21 protein-coding genes are annotated in these 24,950 nt (G+C 71.9%); 14 read left to right on the top strand and 7 right to left on the bottom strand.

Annotated features, from left to right (window positions below):
• Positions 1-10: 10 nt before the first annotated feature.
• Together miaB and G443_RS10350 are read left to right on the top strand one after the other, a co-directional pair.
• A complete protein-coding gene (gene miaB, locus G443_RS10355) occupies positions 11-1,492 on the top strand; it encodes a tRNA (N6-isopentenyl adenosine(37)-C2)-methylthiotransferase MiaB (protein WP_026418297.1) in 1,482 nt (493 codons plus the stop codon).
• Positions 1,489-1,980: an Rv2732c family membrane protein gene (locus G443_RS10350; protein WP_030103900.1), complete on the top strand. Its 492-nt coding sequence runs from the start codon at positions 1,489-1,491 to the stop codon at positions 1,978-1,980. The genes miaB and G443_RS10350 overlap by 4 nt, the downstream gene beginning before the upstream one ends.
• Positions 1,981-2,318: 338 nt before the next feature.
• On the opposite strand, the gene G443_RS10345 is transcribed toward G443_RS10350, so the two are convergent.
• Positions 2,319-3,629: a DUF349 domain-containing protein gene (locus tag G443_RS10345; protein ID WP_026418299.1), complete on the bottom strand. Its 1,311-nt coding sequence runs from the start codon at positions 3,627-3,629 to the stop codon at positions 2,319-2,321.
• Between the two features lie 202 nt (positions 3,630-3,831).
• On the opposite strand from G443_RS10345, the gene G443_RS10340 reads away from it, so the two are divergent.
• The 3 genes from G443_RS10340 (at position 3,832) to dapF (ending at position 6,582) form a co-directional block, all read left to right on the top strand.
• Positions 3,832-4,656 carry a class III extradiol ring-cleavage dioxygenase family protein gene (locus G443_RS10340; RefSeq protein WP_051313805.1) on the top strand — a complete coding sequence of 275 codons (825 nt, stop codon included), beginning with the start codon at positions 3,832-3,834 and terminating at the stop codon, positions 4,654-4,656.
• 9 nt (positions 4,657-4,665) lie between these two features.
• Positions 4,666-5,586, top strand: a complete 921-nt coding sequence (gene miaA / locus G443_RS10335) for a tRNA (adenosine(37)-N6)-dimethylallyltransferase MiaA (RefSeq protein ID WP_026418300.1) — start codon at positions 4,666-4,668, stop codon at positions 5,584-5,586.
• 117 nt (positions 5,587-5,703) lie between these two features.
• Positions 5,704-6,582 (top strand): diaminopimelate epimerase, encoded by an 879-nt coding sequence (dapF, locus tag G443_RS10330; RefSeq protein WP_081715345.1) that lies wholly within the window; start codon positions 5,704-5,706, stop codon positions 6,580-6,582.
• 29 nt (positions 6,583-6,611) lie between these two features.
• On the opposite strand, the gene G443_RS10325 is transcribed toward dapF, so the two are convergent.
• Positions 6,612-7,958, bottom strand: coding sequence for an MFS transporter (locus G443_RS10325; RefSeq protein ID WP_051313806.1), 1,347 nt, complete (start codon positions 7,956-7,958; stop codon positions 6,612-6,614).
• A 222-nt stretch (positions 7,959-8,180) separates the two neighbouring features.
• A complete protein-coding gene (locus G443_RS10320) occupies positions 8,181-9,470 on the bottom strand; it encodes an MFS transporter (RefSeq protein WP_026418303.1) in 1,290 nt (429 codons plus the stop codon).
• Positions 9,471-10,216: 746 nt separating this feature from the next.
• Here G443_RS10320 and hflX point away from each other — a divergent pair.
• Positions 10,217-11,653: a GTPase HflX gene (gene hflX / locus G443_RS10315; protein ID WP_026418304.1), complete on the top strand. Its 1,437-nt coding sequence runs from the start codon at positions 10,217-10,219 to the stop codon at positions 11,651-11,653.
• Positions 11,653-12,720, top strand: coding sequence for an NHL repeat-containing protein (locus G443_RS10310; RefSeq protein WP_026418305.1), 1,068 nt, complete (start codon positions 11,653-11,655; stop codon positions 12,718-12,720). Before hflX ends, G443_RS10310 begins: the two co-directional genes overlap by 1 nt.
• Before the next feature lie 412 nt (positions 12,721-13,132).
• Here the strand turns inward: G443_RS10310 and lexA are convergent, their stop codons facing one another.
• Positions 13,133-13,846 (bottom strand): transcriptional repressor LexA, encoded by a 714-nt coding sequence (lexA, locus tag G443_RS10305; RefSeq protein ID WP_026418306.1) that lies wholly within the window; start codon positions 13,844-13,846, stop codon positions 13,133-13,135.
• 749 nt (positions 13,847-14,595) lie between these two features.
• Here lexA and nrdR point away from each other — a divergent pair.
• Both nrdR and G443_RS10295 read left to right on the top strand, forming a co-directional pair.
• Positions 14,596-15,072: a transcriptional regulator NrdR gene (nrdR, locus tag G443_RS10300; protein ID WP_026418307.1), complete on the top strand. Its 477-nt coding sequence runs from the start codon at positions 14,596-14,598 to the stop codon at positions 15,070-15,072.
• A gap of 164 nt (positions 15,073-15,236) precedes the next feature.
• The gene (locus tag G443_RS10295) at positions 15,237-18,065 is read left to right on the top strand and encodes a vitamin B12-dependent ribonucleotide reductase (protein ID WP_026418308.1); all 2,829 of its coding nucleotides are present in this window, start codon (positions 15,237-15,239) and stop codon (positions 18,063-18,065) included.
• Between the two features lie 138 nt (positions 18,066-18,203).
• Here G443_RS10295 and G443_RS10290 read toward each other — a convergent pair whose 3' ends face one another.
• Positions 18,204-18,527: a hypothetical protein gene (locus G443_RS10290; protein ID WP_026418309.1), complete on the bottom strand. Its 324-nt coding sequence runs from the start codon at positions 18,525-18,527 to the stop codon at positions 18,204-18,206.
• Positions 18,528-18,542: 15 nt separating this feature from the next.
• Positions 18,543-18,809 carry an HNH endonuclease signature motif containing protein gene (locus tag G443_RS10285; RefSeq protein WP_162147292.1) on the bottom strand — a complete coding sequence of 89 codons (267 nt, stop codon included), beginning with the start codon at positions 18,807-18,809 and terminating at the stop codon, positions 18,543-18,545.
• 293 nt (positions 18,810-19,102) lie between these two features.
• Between G443_RS10285 and G443_RS10280 the strand changes: the two genes are divergently transcribed.
• The 3 genes from G443_RS10280 (at position 19,103) to G443_RS10270 (ending at position 21,430) form a co-directional block, all read left to right on the top strand.
• The gene (locus tag G443_RS10280) at positions 19,103-20,107 is read left to right on the top strand and encodes an ADP-ribosylglycohydrolase family protein (RefSeq protein WP_026418310.1); all 1,005 of its coding nucleotides are present in this window, start codon (positions 19,103-19,105) and stop codon (positions 20,105-20,107) included.
• Between the two features lie 387 nt (positions 20,108-20,494).
• Positions 20,495-20,779 carry a hypothetical protein gene (locus G443_RS10275; protein WP_030103911.1) on the top strand — a complete coding sequence of 95 codons (285 nt, stop codon included), beginning with the start codon at positions 20,495-20,497 and terminating at the stop codon, positions 20,777-20,779.
• Between the two features lie 153 nt (positions 20,780-20,932).
• Positions 20,933-21,430 carry a hypothetical protein gene (locus G443_RS10270; protein WP_026418311.1) on the top strand — a complete coding sequence of 166 codons (498 nt, stop codon included), beginning with the start codon at positions 20,933-20,935 and terminating at the stop codon, positions 21,428-21,430.
• A 149-nt stretch (positions 21,431-21,579) separates the two neighbouring features.
• Here the strand turns inward: G443_RS10270 and G443_RS10265 are convergent, their stop codons facing one another.
• The gene (locus G443_RS10265) at positions 21,580-22,041 is read right to left on the bottom strand and encodes a DUF7144 family membrane protein (RefSeq protein ID WP_245588745.1); all 462 of its coding nucleotides are present in this window, start codon (positions 22,039-22,041) and stop codon (positions 21,580-21,582) included.
• 206 nt (positions 22,042-22,247) lie between these two features.
• Here G443_RS10265 and G443_RS10260 point away from each other — a divergent pair, with 206 nt between their 5' ends.
• Both G443_RS10260 and G443_RS10255 read left to right on the top strand, forming a co-directional pair.
• Positions 22,248-22,853, top strand: a complete 606-nt coding sequence (locus tag G443_RS10260; protein WP_026418313.1) for a class I SAM-dependent methyltransferase — start codon at positions 22,248-22,250, stop codon at positions 22,851-22,853.
• A 193-nt stretch (positions 22,854-23,046) separates the two neighbouring features.
• A complete protein-coding gene (locus G443_RS10255) occupies positions 23,047-24,891 on the top strand; it encodes a Xaa-Pro dipeptidyl-peptidase (RefSeq protein WP_245588746.1) in 1,845 nt (614 codons plus the stop codon).
• Positions 24,892-24,950 lie beyond the last annotated feature (59 nt).

Below are 24,950 nucleotides of genomic sequence, written 5' to 3'. Positions count from 1 at the left end.
GGGGTGCAGGGTGCAGCGAAGCTACGAGGTCCGCACGTACGGATGTCAGATGAACGTGCACGACTCCGAGCGGCTCGCCGGGTTGCTGGAGGACGCCGGGTACGTGCGGTCGGGGGCCGAGGCCACGCCGGACGTCGTCGTGTTCAACACGTGCGCGGTCCGGGAGAACGCCGACAACCGCCTCTACGGCAACCTCGGCCGGCTGCGTCCCGTCAAGGACTCCCACCCGGGCATGCAGATCGCCGTGGGTGGGTGCCTCGCGCAGAAGGACCGGGGCGAGATCGTCCGCCGGGCCCCCTGGGTCGACGTCGTCTTCGGTACCCACAACATCGGCTCGTTGCCGACGCTGCTCGAACGGTCCCGGCACAACCGGGAGGCCCAGGTGGAGATCGAGGAGGCCCTGGAGGTCTTCCCCTCGACGCTGCCCGCCCGCCGGGACTCCGCCCACTCCGGCTGGGTGTCGATCTCGGTCGGCTGCAACAACACCTGCACGTTCTGCATCGTCCCGGCCCTGCGAGGCAAGGAACGGGACCGCCGTCCCGGTGAGATCCTCGCGGAGGTGTCGGCGCTCGTCGCGGAGGGTGTCAGCGAGGTGACGCTGCTGGGGCAGAACGTGAACGCCTACGGAGTCGAGTTCGGCGACCGGCACGCCTTCGGGAAGCTGCTGCGCGCCTGCGGCTCCGTCGAGGGCCTGGAGCGGGTGCGCTTCACCTCACCCCACCCGAGGGAGTTCACCGACGACGTCATCGAGGCGATGGCCGAGACCCCCAACGTCTGCCCCCAGCTGCACATGCCCCTCCAGTCCGGCTCCGACCGGGTGCTGCGGGCGATGCGGCGGTCCTACCGGGCCGAGCGGTTCCTGGGCATCGTGGAGCGGGTGCGGGCGGCCATCCCGGACGCCGCGATCACCACCGACATCATCGTCGGCTTCCCCGGGGAGACCGAGGAGGACTTCCAGGAGACGCTGGAGGTGGTGCGGCGGTCCCGGTTCTCCCAGGCGTTCACCTTCCAGTACTCCAAGCGTCCCGGTACCCCGGCCGCGGAGATGGACGACCAGGTGCCCAAGGAGGTCGTGCAGGAGCGGTACGACCGGTTGGTGCGGCTCCAGGACGACATCTCCTGGGACCTCAACAAGGAGCTGGTGGGCACCGAGGTCGAGGTGCTGGTCACCGAGGGAGCAGGGCGCAAGGACGCCGAGACCCGTCGCCTCAGCGGGCGGGCCAGGGACGGCCGGCTCGTCCATTTCTCCCCGGTCGGGGGAGGAGTGGACGGGGAGGTCCGGCCGGGCGACCTGGTGCGGACGCTCGTCACGCACGCGGCCCCGCACCACCTCGTCGCCGATGGTGAGCCGCTGGCGCACCGCCGCACTCGCGCCGGTGACCACTGGGAAGCGGGTGTGCGTCCCAAAACCTCTGGTGTGAGCCTCGGCCTGCCGTCCTTCGGCAGGCCAGCGACCGAGCCGGCCCCGGTCGGCGGATGTGAGGTCCGATGAGCGAGTCGAGCCCGACCGACCAGGAGAGCCCCGAGGTGGCCGCGCTCCGGACGGAGATCGACGAGGCCGGTCACCGGGCTCGTCGCAGTTTCGAGCCGGGGCACCGGGCGGCCGTGATCGGCGCCGGCATGTTGCTGCTGGTCCTGGGCGTGGTGTTGCCCTGGGCCGGTGACTCCAACGGCATCGACGTCCTGCTGAGCCGGGTGCCACCCGAGCTCGGGGTCGGGATCCTGCCGCAGGTCTTCGCCGTGACCGTGCTGCTGTTCGGCCTGGTCGTCAGCGGTGTGGCCCTGGCCGTGCGTCGCTGGGGGCTGGCGTGGCTCAGCCTCATCGGGTGCGGGCACTCGATCTTCGAGGGGATGCTGGCGATCTGGACCCGCCAGACCGCGCCGGGCGCCCCCGGCCCGGGGATCGGTCTGCTGATCACCGTGCTCGCGATCTTCGTCATCACCCTCCAGTGGGTGAAGATCGCCTGGTCGAGGGACTGATCGAGCCCGACCCCGCGACGCGGGCGGCAGGGCTGGCGTCCCACGACCCCCGGGTGCCCTGCGAGGGACCGGGGGCTGCCGCGCCCCGAATCGCGTGGCGGATGAACGGGCGACTCTCGGAGTTCGGACCGGGCGTGGCGGGACCCGGCGCGGAACGGATCAGAACGGATCCTCCCCTCCCGTGGCTGGACCCGGCTGCCGCCAGCGGGCGCGGAACACCCGGGACGGGGACGTGGGCCGGGCGCGCCGCCCGAGGGGGCGTCGGCCGGCCGGACACCTGATCCGGGTCAACGCCGGTGCGTGGCAGCCTGGTGGCCGCCACGCACCGACGGGTCCTCTCAGCGGGTGGCCAGCGCCTGCTCCGCGGCCGTCAGCCACTCCCGCCACTGCGCCGCCTGCCGGTCCGCCTCCTGCGCCTTGCGCTTGTCACCCGAGGCCCTGGCCTTCTCCGCCTGCGCCTCGAACTGGGAGACCCGGTCCCGGAACTGGGCGACCCTGGCCTCCGCCTCCGGGTCGGTGCGCCGCCACTTCGCGTCCGCCGCGTTGCGCACCCGCTCCTCCACGGCCCGCAGCCGCGACTCCAGGTCGCGGATGCGGTTGCGGGGCACCTTCCCGATCTCGTCCCACCGGTCCTGGATGCGGGACAGGTGCGCCCGAGCCGCCTTCAGGTTCGTGGCTGGATCGATCTGCTCGGCCTCCGCCAGCAGTTCCTCCTTCTTGACGGCGTTCTCGGCGAACTCGGCGTCCCGCTCCTCGAAGGCCTCGGACCGACGTCCGAAGAACGAGTCCTGCGCCGCCCGGAACTGCTGCCACAGCTTGTCGTCCGCGTCGCGGGGGGCACGACCCGCGGCCTTCCACTCCGCCATCAGGTGGCGGTACCGCTCGGCGGTACCGGACCAGTCGGTCGAGTCGGCCAACTTCTCCGCCTCGGCGACCAGCTCCTGCTTCCGCGACTTGGCGGTCAGCCGCTGCCGGTCCAGCTCCGCGAAGTGCGCACCGCGCCGGCGGTTGAACGAGTCCCGTGCCCTGGCGAAGCGTCGCCACAGCTGTTCGTCCGTCTTCCGGTCGACGCCACGGATCTGCTTCCACTCGTCGACGATGGCCCGGAGCCGGTCACCGGCCGGCTTCCACTGGGTGGACTCCTCGGCGATCTTCTCCGCCTCGGCCGCCAGCGCCTCCTTCTTGGCCACGGAGTCCGCTCTGGCCTGCTCGCGGTCGGCCTTGGACCGTTCCACCGCCCGTTCCGCGACCTCCACCAGGTGGTCGATCCGCGCGCCCAGCGCCGCCAGGTCCCCGACGACGGCGGCCTCGGCCAGGCCGTCCCGCAGCTGGGTGGCACTCCCCAGGCTCTGCCTCGGGTCGCCGGCCCGGGAGGCCACCCGTGCCTCCAACAGCTCGACCTCGGTCACGATGTCGTCGAACCGGCGGGCGTAGTGCGCCAGGCCGTCCCGCGCGGCCCCCGCCTGCCAGGAGCCCACGGCACGTTCGCCGTCCGCCGTCACCACGTAGACGGTGCCCTCGTCGTCGACCCGTCCCCACCGACCAGGATCGGCCGAGGCCGCCGGAACCGAAGGTCGCGGGCGCGGTTCCGGCTCGCCGGCGGGGCGCTCCGCTGCCACGGTCTCCGGTGTTGTCTCGTGCTCGGTCATCGCCGGCTCCTCCTTGAATGCCCGCCTGATGCCCGTGAAGGTCACGGGCGCCCCGGGTACTTCCGGGGCCGAAGCAACGCGAGCGTCCACCCCACGGTGAACACCCGTGGGCGCATTCAAACAGGTGAACGTGCCCAGTGGTACCGCGAGTGCCGTCCTGAGCGGAAGGATCTGCCAATCGGTAGGCGCTAACCTGGGCCGGATGATCGTCGCCGCCGCTGTCCTGCCGACACCCCCGTTGCTGGTCCCGGAGCTGGTGGGTGGTGCGGTGCGACGAACGGAGGAACTCCGGGCCACCTGCCAGTCGATCGCCGCCGGACTCGCCGGGATCACCCCGATCTGGTGGGCGGTGGCCGCTGATCCCACCGGCCCCCGCACGGTGCCGGCCGCCGCCACCGGGACCTTCGCGTCCTACGGCGTCGACGTCCCGGTCTCGCTCTCCTCACGACCCCCGAGGGATCCGGCCGACCCGATGCTGCCGCTCCCCGCGCTGATCGCCGGGTGGCTGCGCGGGGCCGTCGACGCGGAGGAGGCGGAAACCCTGCTGCTGCCGCCCGACCTGAGCCCGGAACGGAGCCGTGCCTTCGGCGTCGACCTGTGGCACGGGAGCCCGACGAACCCGGCCCCCTCGGAGGCGGCGGGGGACCGACCGGTGGGGTTGGTGGTCCTGGGGGACGGCTCCATCCGCCACGGTGAGCATTCGCCCGCGCCGCCCCACCCCGCCGCCTCCGACTTCGACGCCACCGTCGCCGCCGCGTTCGCGGCGGGCGACCACGAGGCGCTGCTCCGGATGACCTCCAGGGCGGCGGACGAGCAACAGGCCACCGGCAGGGTCGGCTGGCAGGTCCTGGCCGGGGTGGTGGCCGCCTCCGAGCGGCGCTGGCATGTGCTGGAGAGCCACACGGATCGTGGGTTGGGCGTGGGCTACCACCTGGCCCTGTGGCGCTCGGAGGACGCGAACCCCGGCCCGGCCCCGGCCCCGGCGCGGAACGGTGGGGGCGCACCAGCCGGTGGTCGGGCGTCCTAGGGTTGGCCGGTGACCACCTCCAGGCCCCGCCTCCTCGTCGTGGCGGGCCCGACCGCCACGGGAAAGTCGGATCTCGCGCTCGGGCTCGCGACCGCCCTCGACGGCGAGGTGATCAACGCCGACGCGATGCAGCTCTACCGGGGCATGGACATCGGAACGGCCAAACTTCCCGTCACCGAACGGGCCGGAGTCCCCCACCACCTCCTCGACGTGCTGGACGTGACGGAGACGGCCTCGGTGGCCGCCTACCAGCGGCGGGCCAGGGCGATCGTGGAGACGCTGCTCGCGGCGGGTCGCACCCCGATCCTGGTCGGGGGGTCAGGGCTCTACGTCAGTTCGGTGATCGACGACCTGGAGTTCCCCGGCACCGACCCCGCGATCCGCGGTCGACTGGAGACCGAGCTGGCCACGGCCGGCTCCTCGGTCCTCCACGAGCGCCTCGCCGCCCTCGACCCGGCGGCGGCTTCCTCGATCCTGCCCAGCAACGGCCGTCGCGTCGTCCGCGCGCTGGAGGTGATCGAACTGACCGGCCGCCCCTTCTCGGCGTCCATGCCCGTACCGGGCCCGGCCCGGTACGGGGCGGTCCTCGTCGGGCTCGACCGCGACCCGGCCGCACTGGACGAGCGGGTGAACCGGCGGGTGGACCACATGTTCGCCGCCGGCCTCGTCGACGAGGTCCGCGCCCTGGACGCGGTCGGCCTGCGCGAGGGGCGCACCGCCGCGCGCGCTCTCGGCTACCAGCAGGTCCTGGCGGCGCTGGACGCCGGCGGCGGTCGGGAAGCCCTGTCCAGGGCCGCCGAGGACACCGCACGGGCCACCCGGCGTTTCGTCCGACGTCAACGGTCCTGGTTCCGCCGCGACCGCCGCACGCACTGGGTCGACGCGGGGCGTTCCGACCCGCTGCCCGAGGTGCTCGCCCTGCTGCGCTGACCGCGGTCGTCGACCAGCGACGGGCCGCCAGGTCGAGGGGCGTTCCGATGGCTGGCGGGGCGGCCGAGGACGGCACCGCGTCGAGGCCCCCGGCTGCCGCTGGCCTAGGCTGGATGGGTGAGTGGAGTGGAGTTCACCAAGGGGCACGGCACCCAGAACGACTTCGTCGTGCTGCCCGACCGAGGTGACGCGCTGGAACTGACCTCCGCCCGGGTCCGCGCGCTGTGCGACCGACGCGAAGGGCTGGGCGCCGACGGCGTGCTACGGGTCGTCCGCTCCTCCCGAACCGACCAGCTCGTCCCCGCCGACACCGCGGACTCCTGCTGGTTCATGGACTACCGCAACGCCGACGGGTCCGCCGTGGAGATGTGCGGCAACGGGGTCCGAGTCTTCGCGAGCTACCTGGTCCACCACGGCCTCCAACCGCCCGGTGAGTTCGTCGTCGGCACTCGCGCCGGTGGCCGTCGCGTCGTCGTGCACGACGACGCGACGGTGACGGTCGACATGGGCCGCGCGGTGGTGACCGGGCGGTCGAGCGCGGTCGTCGGCGACGCCGTCTTCGACGGGGTCTGCGTGGACATGGGCAACCCGCACCTGGCGTGCGTGCTGGACGCGTCGGCCGGCGACCTGCTCGACGAGTTCGACCTGGGCGTCGCCCCCGGGTACGACGCCCAGGTCTTCCCCAACGGGGTGAACGTCGAGTTCGTCCGCACCCTCGCTCCGGGGCGGGTGCGGATGCGGGTCCACGAGCGGGGGGTCGGCGAGACCCGCTCGTGCGGGACGGGGACCGTCGCCGCCGTCGCGGCGGCACTGGGAGAGTCCCACCAGCGGACCGGAACGGTGCTGGTCGAGACGCCCGGGGGGCTGCTCACGGTGACCATCGAGGAGATGACGAGCACCCTCACCGGCCCCACCGTGCTCGTCGCGTCCGGCCGCCTGGCCGAGTCCTGGTGGCGGGAGGCGGGCCGGGAGCCGGCAGTGGCACGTTCCTCCTGACCCGCCTCCCAAGACAGACCTGCCGCGTCTCAGGACACCGGCCGGGGGTTGCCGGCCGGGCCCTGGGGGGAGTTGTCGTCCGACGTCCCTGGCCGGTCCTCCTCCACCGCGTCCCGACGCAGTTCCTGACCGACGAACTCCTCCGGGGCCTCCCGCAGGAGGCGCATCGGCGCCACCAGCAGGAACGACGTCGACAGGACCATCCCCACCCCGGCGACCCACATCGTCGGCCGCAGCCCGACCAGCTCCCCGAGCGCCCCGCCCGCGAGGGAGCCGAGGGGGATGACGCCCCAGGTCAGGAACCGGGCGGACGCGTTGACCCTGCCGAGCAGGTCGTCCGGGCACACGGTCTGCCGCAGGCTCACGGCCAGGACCTGGAACGCGATCGTGCCGTAACCGCCGCCGAGGACACCCAGCACGAACAGGGACAGCGCCCACCCGGTGTCCGCGAAGGGGACCAGCAGGCGGAAGGGCGTCGTCACCACCATGATGAGGATCAGCGCCCGCACCTTGCCGAAGCGGGTCGCCCAGCGCCGCACCGTCAGGCCGCCGAGGATCCCACCGGCGCCGGTGACGCTGATGAGCAGACCCACCACCCCCTCGGGGAGCTGGAGGTCGCGGACGAGGAACAGCACGCTGACGGCCACGTAGACGTTCAGGAAGAAGTTGTGCACCGTGACGCACAGCGAGGTCGGTCTGAGCAACCAGTGCTGGAAGAGGAACCGGAGCCCGGCCGCCACCTCGACGGACAACCGGCCGCCCCGAGCACGTTCCGGTGGCACCTCCTCGTCCCTGATCCTGCCGAGCAGGGTGGTGGACCCCACGAAGCCCAGCACGCACACCACCACGGCGTTGGTGGCGCCGAGGATCTGGGCGAGCAGCCCGCCGAGCGGACGACCCGAGAACTGGATGACCTGGCGGGTGGTCTGGAGTCGCGAGTTGGCGTCCGGCAGGAGGCGTCGGCCCACGAGAGCGGGCAGGTACGACTGGCTGGCCACCTCGAACAGGGTGAACAGGGCACCGCTGAGGACGGCCACCACGTACAGCTGGGCCATCGTCAGCATCTCGGCCCACCAGGCGAGGGGGACCGAGGCGAGCACCAGCGCCTGGCCGCGCTCGGTCCACCGCAGCAGGGGGCGGCGCCGCAGGCGATCGACCCAGACACCGGCCGGCAGGCCGATGACCAGGTTGGGCACCGTGCCAGCCGCGGCGAGGAGACCCATCTCCAGTGGGCCCGCCCCGAACACCGTCGCCGCGATCAGGGGTAAGGCGACGAACTGCACCGCGTTGCCGAGCTGGCTGGAGAAGTCCGCCGACCACAGCAGGCGGAAGTCCCTCGACAGTGCCGGCTTCGGGGCACCGGGTTCGACGATCACGAGGGAACGCTTTCCGAACCGCCGAGCACCGGTCAACGGTTCGCGCGGCGCAAGGACGGTGAGCGGTCAGATCGCACGTCGGAAGGTGGGGCTGCTTCGGCTGGGCTGATCGGTGCCGCCGATCGGCGTGGCGCGGCGTGGCGAACGGCCGGCCGCCTCAGCGCCCGGACCAGCGGAACCCCTGGGGACCAGGGCCCGGCCGGCCCATGCCCGGCGCGGGCGTCAGGTACGGGACGGCACACCCGGATCGCCGTCAGGCGGCTCGGTCGCGGTCAACTCGACCATCGCGCGCACCGACGCCGGGTCCCGGTAGAGGGGCGACAGGACCACCCAGGCGATCGCGAGGCACTGCCCGACCGCCGCGACCACGAGTGCCTCCCGCACGCCCAGCCATTCCCCGAGGACCCCGCCGAGGAGCCCGCCGAGGGGGATGAGCCCCCAGGCGAGGAACCGGAGCGAGGCGTTCATGCGGCCGAGGAGGTGGTCCGGGGTGATGGACTGCCGGAGGCTCACCTGGGCGACGTTGTAGACGATGACGCCGAAGCTGAAGACGAATTCGCCCAGGGCGAAGAGCCCGAGCCGCCAGTCCTTCTCGGCGAACGCGCACAGCAGCCCGAACGGAGTGGTCAGCAGCAGCGACAGCCAGCAGGTCCGGATCTGTCCGACCCGTGCCACCCACCAGCCCGCGCTGAGCGCGCCGAGGACACCGCCGAGGCTGCCCGCCGCCATCAGCAGTCCGAGGGGGCCAGGGGCGAGACCGACCTCCCGGACCAGGAACAGCATGACGACCGCCTGGAAGACCCCGCCGAAGAGGTTCGCGGTCCCGGTGCACAGGGCGAGCGCGCGCAGCACGGGATGCGCGAACACGAAGCGCACCCCCTCCATGACCTCGGTGCGCAGCCGTTGCCCCTGGGGCCGGGGACGAGGTTCCTCCACGACGCGCATCCTGCTCAGCGAGACCGCCGAGACCAGGTAGCAGGCCGCCGTCACGACCACCCCGCCGCCGGCCCCCACGAGGTGGGCGAGGCCGCCGGCCGCCGGTCTGCCGGAGACCTGGGCGACCGACTCACTCGCCTGGAGCTTGGTGTTGCCCTCCACGAGCCTGCTCCTGCCCACCAACGAGGGCAGGATCGACTGGTAGGAGACGTCGAAGAAGACCGTGCACACCCCGACGAGCAGCGCGACCACCAGCAGGTGACCGAAGGTCAGCGCGTCCCACCACCAGGCCAACGGCACGGTGGCCAGGAGCGCGGCCCGAGCGAGGTCGCAGCGGATCATCAGTGGCCGTCGCCGTACCCGGTCCACGATCGCACCAGCCGGGAGACCGAGCACGAGGAAGGCACTGGTGCTCGCCGCCGTCAGCAGGCCCATCTCGAAGGGGCTGGCTCCCAGGGCCGTGGCCGCGACCAGGGGTATCAGGACTGTCCCGATGACCTTGCCGAAGTGGGCCGTGGTCTCCCCGGCCCAGAGGAGCCGGAAGTCGTGGTGGTGCCGGAGGCTGCTCCCCTTCACGCGGGGCGATCTTTCCCCTCCTCCGGGTGACGGTCAACCACCTGTCCTCGCCTGGCACCTCGTCCGTTGGGCGGAGCGGCGGCTCCGTGGACGCGAGGTCGCGGCCAGGCTGTCGACAGGGCGGGCCGGCCGAGGTGGGCGCGGAATGCGCGGCGGGCGGGAAGCGGGCGGCCGCTCGCCCGCTCGGCGCCGCCGCACCGTCGGACCGCCCGCACGGGCGCGAGCTCACCGACGAGGAGCAGGCGGGAACGGCCCGTCGAGGACCCGACCTCGCTGCTCCACCCGCCCGGAGTCCCGCCGAGGCGGGTTCCCTGGTGCCGGCCTCGGCCGGGGGCGAGCGCGCCCGAGGCGGTGCCCACCGGCGTCCGCCCGGCCGTCGTGGGCCCGGAGCCGGGTCTTGGGGACCGGGAGCGGCTGTCGACATCGAGGTCGGCGGCCTTCCACTCGAAGGGCTGCGGGGAGGGGCTCCTCGGACTGGTTGACGAGTTCGCCCAGCGCCGACAGGGACCCGGTTCGCGCCGCCGCGACGGCTGCGTCGCCCGGGACGAGGACGACCGACCGACTGGCGGCGGCGAGGCCGGGCCGGGGCTGGTGTCGGCTGGGCCGCCGCCCGTCCGTCCCCGGCCCTGGGGCGCCGGCCCCCGAGCCCCTGCCGCGCCCTCCGGAGCCGTCCTCCCCGCGCCCGGTGGCACCAACCCTCCTCGGGAGCGGAAAAAGGGTGGCCAACCGTGGGATGATGGACGCGTATGACGAACTTCGAGTCCGACCCAGAACTGGTCGAAGAAGAGACTCCGTCGACGGGTGACCTGGCCCTCGCCGACCGGGTGGCCCTCCGCAGGGTCGCCGGCCTCTCCACGGAACTCACCGACGTCACCGAGGTCGAGTACCGGCAGCTCCGCCTGGAGCGGGTGGTGCTCGTCGGCGTGTGGACCGACGGTGACAGCGCCTACGCGGAGGCCTCGCTGGCCGAGCTGGCCCGGCTCGCCGAGACAGCCGGCTCCGAGGTGCTGGACGGGTTGGTGCAGCGGCGCCCCCGTCCCGACCCCGCCACCTACATCGGTTCGGGCAAGGTGCGCGAACTGCGCGACCTGGCGGTGTCGCAGGGCGCCGACACGATCATCTGCGACGGTGAGCTGTCCCCCAGCCAGCTGCGCCAGCTGGAGGAGCGCGTCAAGCTCAAGGTGATCGACCGCACCGCGCTGATCCTGGACATCTTCGCCCAGCACGCGAGTTCGCGGGAGGGCAAGGCGCAGGTCGAGCTCGCGCAGCTCCAGTACATGCTGCCCCGCCTGCGGGGCTGGGGTGAGGCGATGTCGCGGCAGGCCGGTGGACGGCTGGCGGGCGGCGGTATCGGCGGCAGGGGTCCGGGTGAGACCAAGCTGGAGACCGACCGGCGACGGATCCACAAGCGGATCGCCAAGCTGCGCCGGGAGATCAACCTGATGGGACAGGCCCGGCAGACGAAGCGGAGCAGGCGCCTGGGCAGCACCACCCCCAACGTGGCGATCGCCGGTTACACCAACGCCGGCAAGTCCAGCCTGCTCAACGCGGTCACCGACGCCGGGGTGCTGGTGGAGGACGCGCTGTTCGCGACCCTCGACCCGGCCACCCGTCGTGGTGTGACGCCCGATGGCCGGCCCCTGACCTTCACCGACACCGTCGGCTTCGTCCGCCACCTCCCGCACCAGCTGGTGGAGGCCTTCCGGTCGACGCTGGAGGAGGTGGCCGACGCCGACCTCCTGGTGCACGTGGTGGACGGTTCCGACGCGGTGCCCACCCGGCAGGTGTCCTCGGTTCGGGACGTGCTGCGGGAGATCACCGAGGACCGCGAGAACCCGATGCCACCCGAGCTGCTCGTCGTCAACAAGATCGACCAGGCGAGCGAGGTCGTGCTGGCGGAACTGCGGCACCTCTTCCCCGACGCGGTCTTCGTGTCAGCCCACACCCGAGAGGGCATCGAGGACCTGCGCCAGCGCATCTCCGACGCCCTGCCCCGCCCGGGCGACGTGGTGGACGCCCTGGTGCCCTACTCGCGTGGTGAGCTGGTCGCTCGCGTGCACGAGGAGGGGGAGGTGCTGGAGGAGGAGCACACCGACACCGGTACCCGGTTGCGGGCCCGCGTGTGGCCGAACCTCGCCGCCGCGCTGCGGGAGTTCGCCGTGGACGTGCCGGCGCGCCACTGATGGCCGTCTCGTCGGCCGTGCTGGGGGTCGTGGCGCTCACCGTCCTCGGTTCGGTTCCGGCGGCGGCGGAGGCGCGACCGCCGGAGCCGGTGGAGTTGTGCAGGATGAGCGACCCCCGGCTGACGATGGTCTCCGGCATCGCCTCGGACGGCACGCACTGGTACGTGGTCAACGACCACGACCCGCAGGTCCAGGTGTTCGTCCTCAACCGGGACTGCTCGGTGGCGAGGGTGATCACCACCGGCATCGACCACTACGACGTCGGGGACGTCGCGGTCGCCCCGGACGGCACGATCTGGGTGGCCGAGACCGGCGACAACCGCCGGCGGCGGGAGCACGTCGCCTTCGTCCGCATCACCCCGGACGGGGTGGCGTCGCTGCACCGGATGACCTACCCGCGTGGTCCGCACGACGCCGAGGCACTGCTGCTGGACCGCGACGGCGTACCCCACATCGTGACGAAGGAGATCTTCGGAACCGCCTACGTGTACCGACCGGCGGAGCCGCTGCGCACCCCGGGGCCGGTGCCCCTGGAGGAGGTGGGCTCGGTGCGGTTCCGGAGCACCACCACGCCAGGGGGGCCGATCCCGGAGATGGTGGGGTCGGTGGCGGTCACGGGCGGCTCGGTCAGCGCGGACGGCACCGTGGTCGCGCTGCGCACCTACACCGAGGCCTACCTGTTCAGCGCCCCCGACGGCGACGTGGTGGAGGCCCTGGCCGGAGAACCGGTCAACATCCCGATCCCGGACGAGCCGCAGGGGGAGGCCGTCGCCCTCGAGCCGGATGGCACCTTGCTCTCGACCTCGGAGGGTGAGAACCAGCCGATCCGGGCCTACCCGGGCGCCGTCGAGCTGCTCGCCGAGGCGGAACGTTCCCGGGGGTCCACGGCGAGCGGCGAGGTCCCGTCCGAGGAGGAGGACCGCGGCGAAGCCGGGCGGGACCACGGGGAGGACGCCGCCCTCAGTGCTGACGACGAGGGGATGCCGGGTTGGCAGGCCCTGGGGATCGCCGGCCTGCTCGCGGCGCTCCTGACCTGGGTCGTGAGCCGTTCGCGGCGGGCCACCTAGACCCCGGGGCGGCCGGGCGGGAGGCCGAGGGGCGCTGGAGCGGGACGGACAGGGCGCCCCAGCCGACCCGTCCGTTCCCAGTGCCGCGCGTCCGGGGGTCTCACCTCCTGCGGGATGCCCACACCCTGGCCGGGGAGTGGTGACCCGGCCCTGGCGCCCGTCGCCATGCCGAACTCCGGCCGAGGGCGGACGAGGGCCGTGGGGACCGGCGCGGGTGGGTGGTCCGCACTCCCGGCGCAGCCAGCGCCAGCTCCCGCCACTGCCGCTCCTCGCTCGGCACGGCCCGTCGTGGTGGCGGCCCCCCGCGCGGCGGTCCCAGCTCCGCGACCGGGGCGGGAGCCGAAGGGCACCCCCACGTCCTTCCGAGGCGACGTGCGGCCCCGCCTCCCTCCCCAGCGCGGCGGCGGGGTGGTCAGAGCCGGCGGAGGACCGCCACCACCTTGCCGAGGATGGTCGCGTCATCACCGAGGATCGGTTCGAAGGCGGGGTTGTGCGGCATCAACCAGACGTGGTCCTCGCGCCGGCGGAAGGTCTTGACCGTCGCCTCGCCCTCCAGCATCGCGGCGACGACGTCGCCGTTCTCGGCGTCGGGCTGCTGCCGGACCACCACCCAGTCGCCGTCGGTGATCGCCGCCTCCACCATCGAGTCACCCGTGACTCGGAGCAGGAACAGGGAACCCTCACCGACGATCTCCCTGGGGAGGGGGAAGACGTCCTCCACCGCCTCCTCCGCGAGAACGGGACCTCCCGCCGCGATGCGGCCCAGCAGGGGTACGTAGGCGGGCGCCGAGGGAGTGGGCTCCTCCGTGGCTGGCACGACCACGTCGACCGGGAGCACGCCGACCGCGCGCGGCCGGTTGGGATCCCGGCGCAGGTACCCCTTCCGCTCCAGTGTGCGCAGCTGGTGCGCCACCGAGGAGGTGGAGGTCAGCCCGACCGCCTCTCCGATCTCCCGGATGCTGGGTGGGTAGCCGTGCTCGTCCAACCACTGCCTGATGACCTCGAGCACCCGTTGTTGGCGGCTGGTCAGCGCGCCGTTCGGAGGGGACGCGGCGCCCGTCGAGGGCACCTCGGACACGGCCGCCGCGCGGTCGGGGCCCAGATCCGGCTCGGTCCTGCGTGCCATCTCCTGTCCTCCTGGGCTGTCGCCCTCGTCGCACCGACGTCGTGACGACGTTCGGCTCCGGTCACCGTCGTGATTCCCGCGCAACCAGATGATCCGTGATCATCGTGCCGTCCACGCGTGGATCACCCGGGACTGCCGCGGAGGGAGTGGCGGTATCGACATCGCGCCGACCGTCGTCCGCCCCACTCCGCCGGGACTGTCGAGATGTCCACGGTAACGCGAACATACGTGAAGATCAAACACCTGTTCGAATGGGCGAGTCCCCCCGTCGCCCCGGTTCCCCGAGTGCCGGAAAGGACGAAGGAAATCGAACGTCTGTTCGGTTCGGAACGCGTCGCAATTCCTTGTTCGACGTCCACCGCACGCCTCGTCCGCCCATTCCGATCGCCCCGTGGGCGGCTGCGCTCGGCGCGCGCTCGGGCCGGGTGTCGGGTGGGGTGCCCGCTCGGGGTGGGGGTGGTTCGGGCGGGGGCGGGTGGCACGTCACCTGGGGTGCGCGCGCCGTGACGGAGCGGCGTACGGCCAGGTCGGGCCCACCCGTCAGGGCGAAGTCGGGGTTCACCCGTGTCGTTGCTTGCACCCGCTTCGGCCGCGTGTCTAGGTTTGGACCCCAACATCTAGTGTCGGAGTGCCGGGAACGCTCTACAGATTGGGGTTCGGGTGAGCTTGGTGAACGATGCCCGAGTATCCTGGTCACCGGGCGCGGCGATGCCGGTCCCACCAGTGCGTACCGAGTTAAGGGGTGGATCGTGCGGTGTCCGTTCTGTCGACACTCTGACTCCCGCGTCGTCGACTCGCGGGAGGTCGACGAGGGACAGGCCATCCGGCGTCGGAGGTCGTGCACGGGCTGTGGTCGCCGGTTCACCACGGTTGAGGAAGCAGTGCTCGCCGTCGTGAAACGCTCCGGAGTGACGGAGCCGTTCAGCCGGAACAAGGTCGTCCGAGGCGTCCAGCGCGCCTGCCAGGGACGGCCGGTGGACGAGGACGCGCTGCAACAGCTCGCGCACCGCGTCGAGGAGGTCGTCCGGTCCACGGGCTCCGCCGAGATCGCCAGCCACGAGGTCGGTCTGGCCATCCTGGGACCACTCCGGGACCTCGACGAGGTCGCGTACCTGCGCTTCGCCAGCGTCTACCGGGCGTTCTCCTCCGTGGAGGACTTCGAAAAGGAGATCGCCGAGTTGCGGACCGTCCAGGCGGACGGGGAGGAGCCAGCCGAGGCCCCCTGAGGGCGTCAGCGGATCCGACTTCGGGGCCACGACGGCCCACACCCACACCCGGCAACGTGACGGGGCTGACGGCTGCCCGGAGGGCAGCCCCACCGCGGGTTGACCACGACCGGAACCGCCCGAGTGGCGGACGAACCACACCAGCAGGACGAGGAGAGAGCGGCATGACTGAAACCGTCGGGAGCGCCACCGGACGAGCCAGGGGCAAGGCGAAGTCCACCACTGGCGGATCCCGGTCGGCGGGAGCGAAGCTCCGGGTGGGCCGAGTGCACACCACGGAGGGCGTCCACCCCTACGACGCCGTGAACTGGCAGCACCGCGACGTGGTCATGACCAACTGGCGGGACGGGTCGGTCAACTTCGAGCAGCGGGGCGTCGAGTTCCCCGACTTCTGGTCGGTCAACGCCGTGAACATCGTCACCAGCAAGTACTTCCGGGGAGCGGTCGGTTCGGAGCACCGGGAGAACAGCCTCCGCCAGCTCATCGACCGGGTCGTGGGCACCTACGTCGCGGCCGGGGTCGAGCACGGCTACTTCGAGACCGACGCCGACGCGGAGATCTTCGAGCACGAGCTCACCCACATGCTGCTCCACCAGGTGTTCAGCTTCAACTCCCCGGTGTGGTTCAACGTCGGCACCTCCTCCCCGCAGCAGGTCAGCGCGTGCTTCATCCTGGCGGTCGACGACACGATGGAGTCGATCCTGAACTGGTACCGCGAGGAGGGGCTGATCTTCAAGGGCGGCTCCGGTGCGGGGCTGAACCTGTCCCGCATCCGGTCCTCCAAGGAGTTGTTGTCCTCCGGCGGCACCGCCTCGGGCCCGGTCTCGTTCATGCGCGGCGCGGACGCCTCCGCCGGCACCATCAAGTCCGGCGGCGCGACCAGGCGCGCGGCGAAGATGGTCGTCCTCGACGTCGACCACCCCGACATCGAGGAGTTCGTCGAGACCAAGGCCCGGGAGGAGCAGAAGATCCGGGCGCTGCGCGACGCCGGATTCGACATGGACCTGGGCGGCGACGACATCGTCAGCGTGCAGTACCAGAACGCCAACAACTCGGTCCGCGTCTCCGACGAGTTCATGCGGGCCGTGGAGTCGGGCACGAACTTCGGCCTGCGGTCCCGCACCACCGGCGAGACCGTGGAGGAGGTCGACGCGCGCCGGCTCTTCGACCGCATCGCCAGGGCAGCCTGGGAGTGCGCCGACCCCGGGATCCAGTACGACACGACCATCAACGACTGGCACACCTGCCCGGAGTCCGGCCGCATCACGGCCTCCAACCCGTGCTCCGAGTACATGCACCTCGACAACTCCAGCTGCAACCTGGCGTCGCTGAACCTGATGCGCTTCCTCGGCGAGGACGGTGTCTTCGACGCCGACCTGTTCGAGCGGTCGGTCGAGCTGGTCATCACCGCGATGGACATCTCCATCTGCTTCGCGGACTTCCCGACACCCGAGATCGGCGACACCACCAGGAAGTTCCGCCAGCTGGGCATCGGCTACGCCAACCTCGGCGCGCTGCTGATGGCGACGGGACACGCGTACAACTCCGACGGCGGACGTTCGCTCGCCGCGTCGATCACCTCGTTGATGACCGCGGTGTCCTACCGGCGGTCCGCCGAGCTCGCCGGCATCGTCGGCCCCTACGAGGGGTACGCGCGCAACGCGGACGCCCACCAGCGCGTCATGCGCAAGCACGCCGCGGCCAACGACCTGATCCGCACCCACAACCAGAACGACTCCGCCATCCAGGCCCGCGCCACCACCGCCTGGCAGCGCGGCCTGGAGGTCGGTGCCCGCCACGGGTGGCGGAACGCGCAGGCCAGCGTCCTCGCGCCGACCGGCACGATCGGCCTGATGATGGACTGCGACACCACGGGCATCGAACCCGACCTCGCCCTGGTGAAGTTCAAGAAGCTGGTCGGCGGCGGGTCCATGCAGATCGTCAACCAGACCGTTCCCCGCGCCCTGCGGGCGCTGGGCTACCAGCAGGAGCAGAGCGAGGCGATCGTCGAGTACATCGCCGAGCACGGGCACGTGGTGGACGCTCCCGGGCTGCGCCCGGAGCACTACGAGGTCTTCGACTGCGCCATGGGGGAGCGGGCCATCGCCCCGATGGGCCACGTCCGCATGATGGCCGCCGTCCAGCCCTTCATCTCCGGTGCCATCTCCAAGACCGTCAACCTGCCGGAACGGGCCACCGTCGAGGACGTCGCCGAGATCTACCGGGAGGGCTGGCGGCTGGGTCTGAAGGCCCTGGCCATCTACCGCGACAACTGCAAGGTCGGCCAGCCGCTGTCGGCGGGGAAGTCGAAGTCCGCCGCCGAGGAGGCCCCGGAACCGGTCGTCGAGTACCGGCCCGTCCGGAAGCGGCTGCCGAAGAAGCGGCCGAGTCAGACCGTGTCCTTCACGGTGGGAGGCGCCGAGGGCTACCTGCACGCCGGTTCCTACCCGGACGACGGCCTCGGCGAGATCTTCGTGAAACTGGGCAAGCAGGGTTCGACCCTGGCCGGCGTGATGGACGCTTTCTCCATGTCCATCTCGGTGGGCCTCCAGTACGGCATCCCCCTCGAGTTCTACGTGTCCAAGTTCCAGAACCTCCGCTTCGAACCGGCGGGGATGACCGACGACCCGGACGTGCGGATCGCCACCAGCGTCCTCGACTACCTGTTCCGCCGCCTCGCCCTGGACTACCTGCCGTTGGAGAAGCGCGCCGAGCTGGGCATCTTCAGCGTGGCCGAGCGGTCTGCGCAGGTCGCCGGGGAGAGCGGTGACGGGACCGAGCCGGTCGATCTGGAGGGGATGCGTTCCACCGTGGAGGCCGGGCAGGCCCCGGAGCGCCCGACGAGCGGTGCGGGCAGTTCGACCGAGCTCCTCGAACTGCGGCAGGGCAAGGAGGCGGACGCGCCGTTGTGCTTCACCTGCGGCACCAAGATGCGCCCCGCCGGGTCCTGCTACGTCTGCGAGGGCTGCGGCTCCACCTCCGGCTGCAGCTGACCAAGGGCACGAGCGGGCTCTCCCACCGGCCGTCGGCGGCAGGTGGGAGAGCCCGGTCCGCCGCGGACTCGGAACCCAGAAGTGCCGGGAGAAGTAGTCGTCAGGAACGGCACCCCTCCTGCCTCCTTTTCGACCTCGTCAGGTGCCGGTGGTGACGAGCTGGAAAAAGCGGTTGTTCATATGCCGCTCCGATGAGGCCGGTAGCGCCACGCCGTGCTGTGACGCGATCGCCCGTTCTATCTCCGCGATGAGGCAGGCGAGTGTGGCTGGGTTGAGGCGTCCTTGGCCGAAATGGGTGACAACGCGGTCGTATTCGCTTCGGAACAGGGTGCGGTACTGATCGTGCAACTCTTCCTCGTCGAGAGTGCTGGTGCCAACGACCCAGGAGAAGGGTTTTCTCCCGAACATCGTCTCGAATTCCTCGTAAGCTCGGTAGGTCCAGTAGGTGTCGTAGAACGACACGCAGGTTGCCCGGAGTCAGGCCCACAGGTACTGCGGATCCTGGTGGTTGGGCGCCTCGTGGTGGCAGCGTCCGCACAGCAGAACCAGGTTTTCAGCCGTGTTGGGGCCGCCGAGTGCGCCGGGGATGACATGGCATTTCTGCAACTTCGACCGGTAGCCGCAGCGCCAACAGCGTTCGTGCGCTTCACTCCAATCCACCGCGAGGTCGCTTTCGTCTTTCCGTGCCGACCAGTAGTCGACGATTTCGCGGATGGATGGGTTCGCTCTCGCTCTGTCCCTCATACGAGGGTTCCTCCTTCGTCGTGGGAGGGCGACAACGCCTGCGTTCATTCAGGATGCGGCCAGCTCAGTAGCCCCGGTCTGGCTTTCGAAGATCAATATAGACGTCTGTCGGTCGCCCGGCGGTGGTTCGGTGTGCTGATCCTTGTGCCTCGTCACACGTTCAGGGTGGCCGTCTGACGATGTTCCCCTGAATCAAGATGCCGGGCAAGGGGTTCGCCGACTGCCTGGCCGCGCCGGGCCGGCCCTGGTCGGCGAGGACTAAGCTCCGCTGAACGGGTGAGGCTGGGGGCGGCATGGGACGGCGACGGGCGAGTGGGGCACTGTTCGGCCTGGCGTACGGGGACGCGCTCGGAGCGGCAACCGAGTTCAGGACGGTCGCGGAGATCGTCGCGGAGCACGGCCCCGGCGGGCCGCGTGACCTGCGGGGCGACCCGGCCCTCGTCACCGACGACACCCAGATGACGCTGCCGGTGGGGGAGGCCCTGCTGCGCGTGACGACTCCTCCCGCCCTGAGCGCGGAGCGGGTGGAACCGCTGTTGCGGTCCGGGTTCGTGGAGTGGTCGCGCAGCCCCGAGAACAACAGGGCACCCGGGATGACCTGCCTGGAGGCGTGCGGGAGGTTGGCGGACGGGCTCCCGTGGCGTGAGGCCACCAACGACTGGTCCAAGGGGTGCGGCGCGAACATGCGCGTCGTGCCCGCGGGTCTCGCACCGGGACTGGCCGACCAGGAGCGAGCCGCTTTCGCCCAGTTCCAGGCGGCGCTGACCCACGGCCACCCCACCGCACTGGCGGCGAGTGAGCTCACCGCGCTGGCCGTGCGCTGGTTGGCCGACGGAATGCCGCCGGCCGACCTCCCGGCGGCACTGCGGGAACACTGCCGTCTCCAGCGGTCCGTCTACCACCACGACTGGCTCGGCGACCTCTGGGACCGGCCGGGCGTGCCCGACCCCGCGACGTACATGGCCCTCGGCTGGGACGAGTGCCGCTCGGCGATCGACCGGCTCGTCGAGGCGGTGGCCGCGCCGGATCCGTCTCGTGACCCCTGTGAGCGGACCGGGGCCGGTTGGGTGGCGGAGGAGGCACTGGCGACGGCCGTGCACTGCCTGTTGCTCCACCAGGGAAGTCCGGTGGACGCGTTGGCCAGGGCGGCCACGACCAGCGGGGACTCCGACTCGATCGCGTGCCTGACGGGTGCCTTCGCCGGTGCGGCGCTCGGGATGGACGCCTGGCCGGCGGACTGGGCCGGGCGCATCGAGTACCGGGACGAGCTGGCGCGCCTCGCCGCTGCCTGGGACTGAGGGCGCGGGCGCGTCCCCCGACCCGGGAGGTCCGCACCGCTCCTCCAGGCGGGTTCAGCGCCGAGGACCTCCTCCCGTGGTCGGTCGCTGGAAAAGGAGGTGCGGGGCGGTGCCGCCCCTTGCTACGGTCACCCTCGTGATCTGAGAGCGAGACCCGAGTGACCCGCTGTTCCAGCGTGGTACCGCCGCTTCGGTCGCCCTTCTGACGGGCGGCTTCCCCGCGCACCGTTGACGACCCCGTTCCCCGCCGGAACGTGGATCGGTCACCGTGCCGCGCACACCTTCCCGTGCGACGGGGTTCCGTCGCGCCCGCGTCCCCGAACCGCTCGCACGGTTCCCACCGGCGCGCCGGCGCCCCGTGACATCCCAGGAACGGAGGCCCCCCACATGGCCGCTTCCCACGACCAACCCGACCTGAGCGATACGGACCGAGACCGGGCGGTGCTGCCCGCCCGCCCGTCCGCACCCCTGGCCCTCCCCCCGGAGACGACCAACACCAGCTCGGAGGAACCCGTGACCGACGCCGACCAGCCCCGCAACCGCGCCGAGCGTCGACGTTCGGCGAAGAACCCGACCGAACGCGCTCAGCGAGGGGGGCAGGCGATGACCCGCCAGCCCCGGCGGTTCGAGGCCGCCAACCCCCGACAGCACGCTTTCCGCCGCCGGGGCTGACCTGGAGGTCAACGGTTCCACCTCGACATGGCCCACGAACCCGGATGCCGTTCAGCCATTCGGTCGGGTGAGTCGGGCTGGCCGCCCTGCCGGGAAGATGAACACGGGCCGAGCTCGTTGACGGCCCCACCGGCACGCATCAGGAGGGGCGGCATGGACGAGGGGACTCTGGTGATGACCGACATGGTCGCGGTTCGGGACGCTCTGGTGGACCAGTTGTCCCGGGTCGTGCAGAGCGCTCTTCTCGATCCGCTGGCCGCCCTCCTCGGCCGCCAGGAGGTCGACGAGCGGTTGGCGCCCCGGATGCGGGAGGAGGTGGACAGGTGGGCGGATGACTTACTCGGGGAGGACCAGCACACGGCGAGGTCCACGGCGGTGCGGCTGGTGTTCGCGCTGTACCCGGGGGCTGGCCCCTTCGACCCGCCCGCCACGTGGTGGCGGACGCCCTTCGGGCAGGCGGTGGCTCGCACGGTGGGGCACCCGACCGCGCTCGCCGTCTCCTACCCCGTGGCCGCGGCGATGATGGGCCTGGGGCGCCGGGAGGTGCACGACCTGGCGCTGCGGGGGGTACTCGACCGCCACCCGGACGGCGGGATCACGACCGCGTCGGTCCGGGCGATGCTCAACAGGCAGTCGCGGCGCTCCTCCTGACCCACCCGGTGCCCGGTCGATGCCCTGTCCCGCGCGCCCGCGCGGGAGGTGGCCGCCGCGGCATCGGTGCGCGTCCGGGGCCGGAGGGGGCCTCCGGCCCCGGTTCACCCCGCCGTGACGGATGCGGTACCGACCGGGCGACCCTGAGGTCAGGCCGTCGTCCGGGCCTCCCGCCCATGCACCGCGAGGGCGTAGATGACGAGGATGTCGAACGCGATGATCAGCGTCGTCCACAACGGGTAGGCGGCGAGGAACGCCAGGTTGACCAGCACGCTGAGACCGGCCAACACGATGCCGGTGATCCTCGCCCACTGGGCTCCGGTCATGATGCCGAGCCCGGCGAGGACGGCCACCACGCCGAGCACGAGGTGGATCCAGCCCCACGCGGTGAAGTTGAACTGGACCAGCAGGCCGTTCTCGGTGACCAGGAAGTAGTCGGACCGCAGTAGTGCCACCAGCCCCTGGATCACGTGGAACGCGCCGAGCAGGATCATGAAGATCCCCGCGAAGAGAACCCAGCCCTGGCCCGTGCCCTCCCGGCCGTCCCGGTGCAACACGGCGCCGCCGGCGGGCCGCCCGGCCGGCTGGTGTGACATGTGTGCCTCAGCCATAGCTCCTCCTCTCTCCGATGCCTTGGTGGTACCCCCGGGATCCCGCCTGAACCTCCCCCGCGCTGGGCGAACGGGGAATCCAGTGCGGCGCGGCGGGGAGCGCCGCCGGGCTTGGCGCGGTGCCCGCACCCACCCGGCGAAGTGAGCCGGAACACACTCGTTCGGCCGCTGGTGGTTGCGTGCCGTGATGGGTGCAAGCTGTCAGGATGACTGCTTCCCGGGGTGGCCTCTCCGTCTTCCTCAACGCCGTGGTCCGGCGGCCGGCCGTGATTGGCGCCCTCGTCCCCAGCTCCCCGCTGCTCGCCCGGCGGCTGGCCGCCGTCGTGCCTGGTCAGGGCGAGCCCGTCGTGGTGGAGCTCGGCCCGGGAACGGGGCCCGTGACCGAGACGATCAGCCGGCGGCTCGGGGACCGCGGTCGCCACCTCGCGATCGAGGTCGACACCCAGCTCGCCGACCACCTCGCACGCCGGTTCCCCCGCGTGGAGGTGGTCAACGCGGACGCGGCCCGACTGGACGAACTGCTCGCCGAGCGTGACATCGACCGGGTGGACGCGGTCGTCGGAGGACTGCCCTGGTCGCTCATCCCGCTCTCCGCGCAACGGGCGATCCTGCGACGCAGCGCGGAGAGCCTCGGGCAGCACGGAGTCTTCACGACCTTCGCCTACCTGCACGCCCTCCCGCTGGGGGGCGCCCGCCGGTTCCGGGCCCTGCTGGAGGCCACCTTCGACGAGGTGATGCCCACGCGCGTGGTGTGGCGCAACTTCCCGCCGGCGCTCACCTACGTCTGCCGGCGTCCCCGCGCCGGGCGCTGACGCCGCCCACCGGTTCCCGGGCGAGTCGCCGCCGACGCTCCGATCTTGACAGTGGCCACACCACTGGTGAAGGTTCTCCTGACAGGGAGCGCCGGCGTCGACACCGCACGTGATCGCACCGGCCGAGGTTCGGGAACGGGGAGCGCGCGTGGGGCTGGGAACATCGAGAACACTCGTTCGGCGTGGACGCGCCGTGCTGCTCGCGACGGCGGTCGCGCTTCCCCTGGCGGGAGCGTTACCAGCCAACGCGGGGCAGCGCCCGGACGCGGACGTCCCGGTCGCGGCGGGTGACGGGATCGTCCCGGTGTTCCGCGACGGCGTCGCCCAGCCGGTGTTCGACCCCGCGGACGCCCTTCGGGAGAGCCTCCACGTGCGGGCTCCGGTGGACAGCGACCGCGACGGGGTCGACGACGAGATGTACGTCGAGGTGGTGCGACCGGCTGGCACCGCCGACGGTCTCCAGGTCCCCGTCGTCTACTTCGTCAGCCCCTACTTCTCCGGCGGCAACCCGATGGAGTTCCACGACGTGGACGTGGAGCTGTACGTGCCGGACGCCGACGGCGCGGAGTCGGCGGGGGTGGCGCCGCGGACCGGTGGCGCCGCGCGCACCGCGGCCACCACTCCGAGGATCCGCTCGGCCTACGAGGATTTCCTGTTGGCCAGGGGGTACGGCGTGGTCTACGCGGAGTCCCTCGGCACGGGCCAGTCGACGGGGTGCCCCACCAGCGGGGGTGAGAACGAGACGGTGGGGGCGCGGGCGGTCGTCGACTGGCTGAACGGACGGGCCGAGGGTGTCGACGCCGGCGGGAACGCGGTGACGGCGGACTGGGCGACCGGGAGCGTCGGGATGATGGGCGTGTCCTACAACGGCACCCTGCCCAACGCGGTCGCGGCGACCGGGGTCGAGGGGCTCGACGCCATCGTCCCCATCGCCGCCATCTCCAACTGGTACGACTACTACCGCGCTGACGGCGCGGTGGTGGCGCCCGGCGGCTACCAGGGCGAGGATCTGGACTCGCTCGCCGAGTACGTGTACACGAGGAGCGACCGGGAGATCTGTCGCGAGGTCATCGCGGAGCTCACCGAACGGCAGGACCGGGTGACCGGTGACTACAGCGACTTCTGGGACGAGCGGAACTACGTGAACAACGCTCACCAGGTCGAGGCCGCCGTCCTCGCCGTCCACGGGCTCAACGACTGGAACGTGAAGACCAGGCACGTGGCCCAGTGGTACGAGGCCCTCGCCCGCCACGACGTCCCCCGCCAGATCTGGCTGCACCAGTCCGGGCACGTCGACCCACTCGGCCTCCGCCGGGAGGAGTGGCTGGACGCGCTCAACCGGTGGTTCACCAACTACCTGCACAAGGTGCCGAACGGGGTGGCGGACCAGCCCAGGGCCGTCCTGCAACGCGAGGACGGGAGCTGGGTGGAGGAGGCGGACTGGCCGGCCCCCGGCACCGAGCCGGTCGAGCTGCACCCGTGGCCGGGCGGCAGCGCGGTGGGGACCCTGACCGCCCGGGGAGCGGTGCCGGGCGGACCGACGGTCGAACGCCTGGTGGACGACGCGACCCGGCCGGCAGCCGAGCTCGTGGACGCGCCGAGGTCCGGGAACCGGCTTTCCTACACGAGCGCCCCCGTCAGGGAGCCGATGCGGCTGAGCGGAACACCCCGGGTCGAGCTGCGCGCGGCGTTCGCCCGTCCCGCGGCGAACCTGACGGTCGTCCTCGTCGACCGGGCGCCGGACGGCACGAACCGGGCGATCACCCGGGGCTGGGTCGACCCGCAGAACCGGGAGGACATCGCCAGCACGCTTCCGATCACCCCCGGGGAGTTCTACCGGGTCGATGTCCAACTCCAGGCGCACGACCACGTCCTGCCCACCGGGCACTCCCTGGGACTCGTCGTGCTCTCCAGCGACCGCGACTACACGTTGCGGCCCGCCCCGGGGGCGGGGATCGCCGTGGACCTCGCGGACACCAGGCTGGTCCTTCCCGTGGTGGGCGGAGCCGACGCGGTCGCGGCGGCGTTGCCGCGCTGAGCCCCGCGGAGCCGGGGCGCGGCCGGTCCGCGCCCCGGTTGTCCACAGCCACGTGGTTG

The sequence above is a fragment of the Actinoalloteichus caeruleus DSM 43889 genome, assembly GCF_000429185.2.
In the GTDB taxonomy this organism is placed as follows: Bacteria; Actinomycetota; Actinomycetes; order Mycobacteriales; family Pseudonocardiaceae; genus Actinoalloteichus_B; species Actinoalloteichus_B caeruleus.
This window is presented reverse-complemented; position numbering and strand designations above follow the sequence as displayed.

Coding starts and splice junctions, on each gene's coding strand:
- G443_RS10350 (WP_030103900.1), top strand. CDS start 1,489: ATGAGCGAGTCGAGCCCGACCGACCAGGAGAGCCCCGAGGTGGCCGCG.
- G443_RS10345 (WP_026418299.1), bottom strand. CDS start 3,629: ATGACCGAGCACGAGACAACACCGGAGACCGTGGCAGCGGAGCGCCCC.
- G443_RS10340 (WP_051313805.1), top strand. CDS start 3,832: ATGATCGTCGCCGCCGCTGTCCTGCCGACACCCCCGTTGCTGGTCCCG.
- hflX (WP_026418304.1), top strand. CDS start 10,217: ATGACGAACTTCGAGTCCGACCCAGAACTGGTCGAAGAAGAGACTCCG.
- G443_RS10310 (WP_026418305.1), top strand. CDS start 11,653: ATGGCCGTCTCGTCGGCCGTGCTGGGGGTCGTGGCGCTCACCGTCCTC.
- lexA (WP_026418306.1), bottom strand. CDS start 13,846: ATGGCACGCAGGACCGAGCCGGATCTGGGCCCCGACCGCGCGGCGGCC.
- G443_RS10295 (WP_026418308.1), top strand. CDS start 15,237: ATGACTGAAACCGTCGGGAGCGCCACCGGACGAGCCAGGGGCAAGGCG.
- G443_RS10285 (WP_162147292.1), bottom strand. CDS start 18,809: ATGAGGGACAGAGCGAGAGCGAACCCATCCATCCGCGAAATCGTCGAC.
- G443_RS10280 (WP_026418310.1), top strand. CDS start 19,103: ATGGGACGGCGACGGGCGAGTGGGGCACTGTTCGGCCTGGCGTACGGG.
- G443_RS10275 (WP_030103911.1), top strand. CDS start 20,495: ATGGCCGCTTCCCACGACCAACCCGACCTGAGCGATACGGACCGAGAC.
- G443_RS10270 (WP_026418311.1), top strand. CDS start 20,933: ATGGACGAGGGGACTCTGGTGATGACCGACATGGTCGCGGTTCGGGAC.
- G443_RS10265 (WP_245588745.1), bottom strand. CDS start 22,041: ATGGCTGAGGCACACATGTCACACCAGCCGGCCGGGCGGCCCGCCGGC.
- G443_RS10260 (WP_026418313.1), top strand. CDS start 22,248: ATGACTGCTTCCCGGGGTGGCCTCTCCGTCTTCCTCAACGCCGTGGTC.